This window comes from Marivita sp. (assembly GCF_017643905.1).
Classification (GTDB): domain Bacteria; phylum Pseudomonadota; class Alphaproteobacteria; order Rhodobacterales; family Rhodobacteraceae; genus Marivita.
Genome location: NZ_JAEPMO010000215.1, coordinates 1 through 5,311, shown reverse-complemented (window position 1 = coordinate 5,311; position 5,311 = coordinate 1). Strand labels below are relative to the sequence as shown.

The following is a 5,311-nucleotide window of genomic DNA, read 5'->3' as shown; positions in this document are numbered from 1 at the left end:
TGCAGCGCCGTGAGATAGGTCTCCGCCCGCTGGCCCCAGGTCACGAAGGGCGAGCAGAGCCCGGAGGTCCACATCGACAGCGTGGCGCTGTCTGCCGGCGCGCCCGTGACATGCGCCGCGTCATCCTTGAGCGCCACCTGCTGACCGGGTGCGACCATCGCGCCCCGGGCATTCATCCAAACCTTGTCGGTCTCCACATGCTGCGCGCCGCAGCGCGGGCATTCCAGCGTTGCGGCCTGCTTGGCCTGTGCGGGGCTGGCCGTCTTCGGCCAGCGCAGCTGCTTGAAGCGCGGGATGAAGTAGTCCGCGCAGGACCGGCAGGGCCAGGCCCAATGGTGCCGCGTGCCCTCCTGCCAGAGCCTCCAGATCGGGCTTTCCAGGTCCTCCGGGCTGGACCGTGCCCAGAACTCCAGACCGCTGGCATCATCCGGTTCGATCTCCACAAGGCCTCGCGCCGGTGTGCTGGTGATCGCGGTGACAAAATCCGCGCAGGTCCCGCCGCGGGCCTCCACCAGACCCAGCACATCCCCTTGGCCTTTCACATTGGCCATCATCTCGTCGTATTCATCAATCAGCGCCAGCGCCGCCGGGTCGGACTTCAGCGCCGTGGACGAACCCGCATGCGCAAGGCGCAGCCGCACACCGGCCACATGCTTCAGCGTCTTCTTCATCCGCCGGCCGCGCACCACCTTGCCCGCCAGGGTCTCCGCCTCATCCAGCAGTGCCATCAGCCGTGGCTCGAACTGGTCGGTCAGGAACTCTTTCGTCGGCCCGACATAGAGGATGGGTGCCGGCTTTTGATCGAGCCGCGCCCCGATGATGTCCAGCATGCTGTCGGTCTTGCCCGACTGCGCCGAGGTCACCGCCACCACCCGGCGGTAGCCGCCGCGATGCACCGCCGAGGACCACGGGATCATGTAGGGCGTCAGCCCCGGGTCCCGCGGTCCGGGAATGCCCGCGGTCTCGGGATACACCCGGTGGGCCGCCGCCCAGGCCGCAGGGTCACGCTTCTCGCTCGGCCTCCAGATCGCCGCGACCAGCGCCCAGAGCTGCGCCCGCTTTGTCCGCGCCGCCGGCAATGCGCTGGAGGGAGTCATCAATCACCTCTTCAAGCACCCGTCGCGCCTCCATGTCGCGCGTGTAGCGCGCTGCCAATCCTGCAAGTTCGGCGCGGACAAGGGCGGCCATTTCGCCAATAACTGCCCGGGCATCCTCCATGGCGATCAACTCGCGACTGCGTTCCTGAATGCGCAACTCGATCTCACGGGTGCGCGCCTCCGAGGCGCGTGTGGCGGCTGCGGCTTTGTTGTTCTTGGTGATCTGGTCTTCGTAATAGGCCAAGGCACCGCGGATGACGGCCACCAATGTGTATTCGCCGCGATTGGCGCGCTCGATATATCCCGCCTTGACCAAACCCTGCACCCAGCGGTCGGAGCGCCCCAGCAAGGCCGCCGCTTGGGAGACGGTGATGGTCTGGCCGCGTGGGCGGGACGTGGACATGGGTCATTCCCTCTGGAAGGCAGCGTGTACGCAACAAAGCGGCAGCCCCGGTTGGGGGGCTGCCATTCGTGATAAGTGAAACGTGCGTGTCAGACGTCTGTTTCTGCCAGAATGGCGTAATGGGTTACCCAGCCATCGAGATGGGGCAGGCCTTCGGGGATGCCGTGGCTGGCCTCGGTCTGGGCGGAGATGCCGCGGCGTTGCCATTTGTCGATCGTGGCCTCGAGGGCCGACTTGGTGTTGGTCTCGCCAGAGCGCAGGGCGTCGATGACCTCATCGGCAAAGTGACGTCCCATCTTGCTGTCGAGGAAGTCGCGGATGCCGATCATCTCGGCCTCGCCTTGGGCGTTGATCGCCTCGGCGATCAGGGTGCTGGCCAATGTCCAGAAGACCTCGCTGGTGCAGTCGCGCAGCGGGCAGGTGGTGACAGTGCCGTAAAAGCCGTAGGCGGTGTTCTGGCTGGGCAGAATGGTGCGGTTGGTCATTTGGGTGTCTCCCCGTGTTCATGGCGCGCAGGATGGCGTGACTTCTACGGACCCAAGCCCGGACCAGCCGGGCAGGGGGGCAGGCTGCGCGATCAGGACCATGAGAACTCGATGCTGGCGAAGTCCTCTTTCTCGAACCCATCAGCCGTGAAGTCGTCAAAGATGTCCTGCGGGTCGCGTTCGGTGTCGAAGTAAAAGCCTCCGATCAAGCGGTTTGCGGTCTTGGCTTCGGTCTCCAGAAGGATGCAGCCAAGGGCACGCTCGACGCTTTCGTGTGCGGTGCGCGGGTTTGCAAAGCGAATGGTGACTTGCATGTCGGTGTCTCCTGTTCGTGCGCCGCGTCCATCGCGGGCCTTCTACCGCCGCGAGCCCGAAGGTCCGGGCTGTTGACGCACGCCGAGGGTCAGGCGGCTGTGTGGGTCTGGATGCAGATCTCTGCGAGGTAATCCCGCAGGGGGGTGTTCACCGCGAGTTCGGCGAGCATCTCCGTGATCGGCATGTCCACCTTCTTGGCGAAGACCTCGACGGCGGTGGGCAGGGCGATCAAAGCCTCAGGCGGCATGCGCATCTGCGCGGCAATCGGGGCGAGGGCTTCAGGTGTCAGGGCCATGTCAGGTCCTCCGGGTTTGGGAGCCGTTTCCGGCGAAGGACCAACATGTTCGCTCTGCTGAGCCCGATAGTGTAGCCAATTCAGCATCATAAGATTGCTGATATAGGCTGGCGATTGTTCAATCAGAGCACATCGAACCAGCGCATGGCGGTTTGCAGCAGGTGGTCATAATCGCCGGATGTGGCCTCGGTGACGAAGGCGGTGATCTCGCTGTCCCGCAACCCGGCCTCGCGGGCGGCTTTGCGGCAGCGCCCAAGGATGGCAAAGGCATTGCCATCCTCGCCGGTGAGCGGAACGGTGATGTGCGGATGCTTGGGAGTCATGGTAATGTCCGTTTTTCCAACTGTTTGAATGCGATTTGCATGCGTCATGGGCGTGTCTTACTGCGCTTCGTCTTTCCAAATCGGGCTGTGGCCGCGGCCTTTCGCATGGGCGATGGCCGCCTCCATTGTCTCGAAGCTGGGGGCTTTCCACATCATGGGGTCGTTGGTTTCAGGGTCGCTGAATGCCCTCTGCCCCAGGATGGCAGCGCGGTCGGCGGGCACCTGTTCGCAGATGTCTGTTGGGATGGAGCCGACATAGCCAAAGCGGCCGGACGGGAATTGAATGATGTGCAGGCTGACCTGTGTGCCAGTGATGCCAAGCATGTGTGTCTCCTCGCTGTTGCGTCGCGCCGCGCAGATTGCGCTGCTGCTACTGCCGCAAGCCCTGAGGGGCCGGGCAGACGCGGAGGAGGGGATGCCGTCAAAGGCTGTTTCGGCACACAGAATTGATCGTTTCGCTGCTGTTATCCACTATAATCGTGGACAGAAGATGGCTTTCTCGCCTGCCGCCTTGTCATGATCTTATCCGGGGTCGTTGTCGGCTTCTCTGTCGGTTTCTTCATTGGTGCTGGCCTGCGCGCCAGACCTCGCCCCGAACACCTGTCCGGTGCTTTCCAACACGGCGACCTCTCCGGTGAAGTCCTGCCAGCGTGTGACGGCAACATCGACATAGCCCGGGTTCAACTCGATGCCGTAACACACCCGTCCGGTCATTTCCGCGGCAATCAGCGTGGTGCCTGATCCCATGAAAGGCTCGTAGATGGCCTGGCCCGGGCTCGAGTTGTTCTCGATGGGCCGACGCATGCAGGCCACCGGTTTCTGGGTGCCATGGATGGTGCTGGCATCCTGATCCTTGCTGGAGATGTGCCACAGGGTGGTCTGCTTGCGATCCCCCGCCCAATGGCCCTTGCCGGAGGTGCGGACCGCGTACCAGCATGGCTCGTGCTGCCAGTGGTAATCGCCGCGGCTCAGAACAAGCCGCTCCTTGGCCCAGATGATCTGGGAGCGGATCGCAAACCCGCAGGCCTCAAGGCTTTCGGCCACGGTCGCGGCGTGCAAGGCGCCGTGCCAGACATAGGCCACATCGCCGGGAAAGAGCGCCCAGGCCTCGCGCCAATCGGCCCGGTCGTCATTCAGCACCTTGCCGGTGCGTTTGGTCTTGGCCGCGCCTGCGGTATTCCGCCAACCGGGATCATACGCCACCCCGTAGGGCGGATCGGTGCACATGAGCAGAGGTTTGACGCCTCGCAGCACCTTTTCGACATCGGTCGCCACGGTGCTGTCGCCGCAGAGCAGCCGGTGCGCGCCGAGGATCCACACGTCACCCGGCCGTGTCACCGGGGTTTCAGGCAGGTCCGGCACATCGTCCGGATCGGTCAAGCCGCCTGTGGTCTCCACCAGGGCGTCAGGCAGCATCTCCGCCAGGTCATCCGCGCTGAAGCCGATCATCCCAAAATCTTCGATCCCGAACTCCGTCCGCAGGTCCTCGATCTCCAGGCGGAGCATCTCCGGGTCCCACTCGGCGATCTCGGCCAACCGGTTGTCCGCCAGCGTGTAGAGCCGGCGGTCTTCCTCCGTCCAGCCCCGGGCCACCATAACCGGCACTTCAGCGAGGCCCAGCTGTGCCGCCGCGATCAGCCGCCCGTGACCCGCGATGATTGTGCCATCCTCCGCCACCAGCATCGGGATGGTGAACCCGAACCGCTGCATGGACGCCGCAATCTGGTCGATCTGGTCCGACGGGTGCTGCCGCGCATTGCGGGCATAAGGCACAAGATCGGCGACCTGCCACATCTCGACCTGCGCCGCGGGCCAGGCCCGGGCGGTGTGTTCTGCATCAGCTGTCATCTGAGACCTGTTCTTTGTGTGCGAAAACTGGGCCGGCGAACCGAAACGGGGCCGGGGTCGGTTTAATCAATCTGAAGTGGTGCCGCGCCGATTCAGAGACGCATCAGGCGGGTATTTCATGCAAAAAACACGCTGTTTTGCAGCGCCAACTGTTCGTCAAATCGACGCCTAAGTCATTGAAATCATTCGGTCAGACCACCTCTGAACCGAACAAGATCGCATTTTCAATTGGCGAAACCAGCGGGGGGCATTTCGGCAATTCGAGACCCAAGCCATTGAAATCCTTGCATCGGACCCCCTCTGAAACGAAGCGAAATGGATTTTTCAAAAAATAAAAAACACGAAAATCCCGCGAGGCGGCGGCCCCGCATGAGATCAATCCCCCGGAAGGGACCCAAGGGGTGGGGGGCTGGAGGCGACGGTCGCCCTCAGGCTTCTGCCCGCGAGCCGGGTTGACCGCGAAGGTGTTGCGCATTGATTGGCTCCAACAGTGTTTCGTTGCCCGAAAATTAGGCGGTTCAGCACAGGCTGCGCCTGACATGGGC

General features: G+C 63.5%; 9 protein-coding genes. All 9 read right to left on the bottom strand.

What is annotated here, in order from left to right:
* The coding region (locus tag JJ869_RS21770; RefSeq protein WP_292270706.1) for a phage terminase large subunit family protein at positions 1-974 on the bottom strand (974 nt) is incomplete at its 3' end.
* Between the two features lie 28 nt (positions 975-1,002).
* A complete protein-coding gene (locus tag JJ869_RS21765; protein ID WP_292270704.1) occupies positions 1,003-1,500 on the bottom strand; it encodes a hypothetical protein in 498 nt (165 codons plus the stop codon).
* An 89-nt stretch (positions 1,501-1,589) separates the two neighbouring features.
* Positions 1,590-1,985, bottom strand: a complete 396-nt coding sequence (locus tag JJ869_RS21760) for a hypothetical protein (protein WP_292270701.1) — start codon at positions 1,983-1,985, stop codon at positions 1,590-1,592.
* Positions 1,986-2,077: 92 nt separating this feature from the next.
* Positions 2,078-2,299, bottom strand: a complete 222-nt coding sequence (locus tag JJ869_RS21755; RefSeq protein WP_292270699.1) for a hypothetical protein — start codon at positions 2,297-2,299, stop codon at positions 2,078-2,080.
* Positions 2,300-2,388: 89 nt separating this feature from the next.
* Complete coding sequence (locus JJ869_RS21750) at positions 2,389-2,595, bottom strand: hypothetical protein (RefSeq protein ID WP_292270697.1); 207 nt, start codon at positions 2,593-2,595, stop codon at positions 2,389-2,391.
* 122 nt (positions 2,596-2,717) lie between these two features.
* Positions 2,718-2,918, bottom strand: coding sequence for a hypothetical protein (locus tag JJ869_RS21745; protein ID WP_292270695.1), 201 nt, complete (start codon positions 2,916-2,918; stop codon positions 2,718-2,720).
* A gap of 57 nt (positions 2,919-2,975) precedes the next feature.
* Positions 2,976-3,242 (bottom strand): hypothetical protein, encoded by a 267-nt coding sequence (locus JJ869_RS21740; protein ID WP_292270694.1) that lies wholly within the window; start codon positions 3,240-3,242, stop codon positions 2,976-2,978.
* A 198-nt stretch (positions 3,243-3,440) separates the two neighbouring features.
* Complete coding sequence (locus JJ869_RS21735) at positions 3,441-4,766, bottom strand: site-specific DNA-methyltransferase (RefSeq protein WP_292270693.1); 1,326 nt, start codon at positions 4,764-4,766, stop codon at positions 3,441-3,443.
* 190 nt (positions 4,767-4,956) lie between these two features.
* A complete protein-coding gene (locus JJ869_RS21730; RefSeq protein WP_292270691.1) occupies positions 4,957-5,241 on the bottom strand; it encodes a hypothetical protein in 285 nt (94 codons plus the stop codon).
* Positions 5,242-5,311: the final 70 nt, after the last annotated feature.

Excerpts from the sequence above, each read along its gene's own strand:
- JJ869_RS21750 (WP_292270697.1), bottom strand. The coding sequence starts at position 2,595 with ATGGCCCTGACACCTGAAGCCCTCGCCCCGATTGCCGCGCAGATGCGC.
- JJ869_RS21765 (WP_292270704.1), bottom strand. The coding sequence starts at position 1,500 with ATGTCCACGTCCCGCCCACGCGGCCAGACCATCACCGTCTCCCAAGCG.
- JJ869_RS21735 (WP_292270693.1), bottom strand. The coding sequence starts at position 4,766 with ATGACAGCTGATGCAGAACACACCGCCCGGGCCTGGCCCGCGGCGCAG.
- JJ869_RS21730 (WP_292270691.1), bottom strand. The coding sequence starts at position 5,241 with ATGCGCAACACCTTCGCGGTCAACCCGGCTCGCGGGCAGAAGCCTGAG.
- JJ869_RS21745 (WP_292270695.1), bottom strand. The coding sequence starts at position 2,918 with ATGACTCCCAAGCATCCGCACATCACCGTTCCGCTCACCGGCGAGGAT.
- JJ869_RS21760 (WP_292270701.1), bottom strand. The coding sequence starts at position 1,985 with ATGACCAACCGCACCATTCTGCCCAGCCAGAACACCGCCTACGGCTTT.
- JJ869_RS21740 (WP_292270694.1), bottom strand. The coding sequence starts at position 3,242 with ATGCTTGGCATCACTGGCACACAGGTCAGCCTGCACATCATTCAATTC.
- JJ869_RS21755 (WP_292270699.1), bottom strand. The coding sequence starts at position 2,299 with ATGCAAGTCACCATTCGCTTTGCAAACCCGCGCACCGCACACGAAAGC.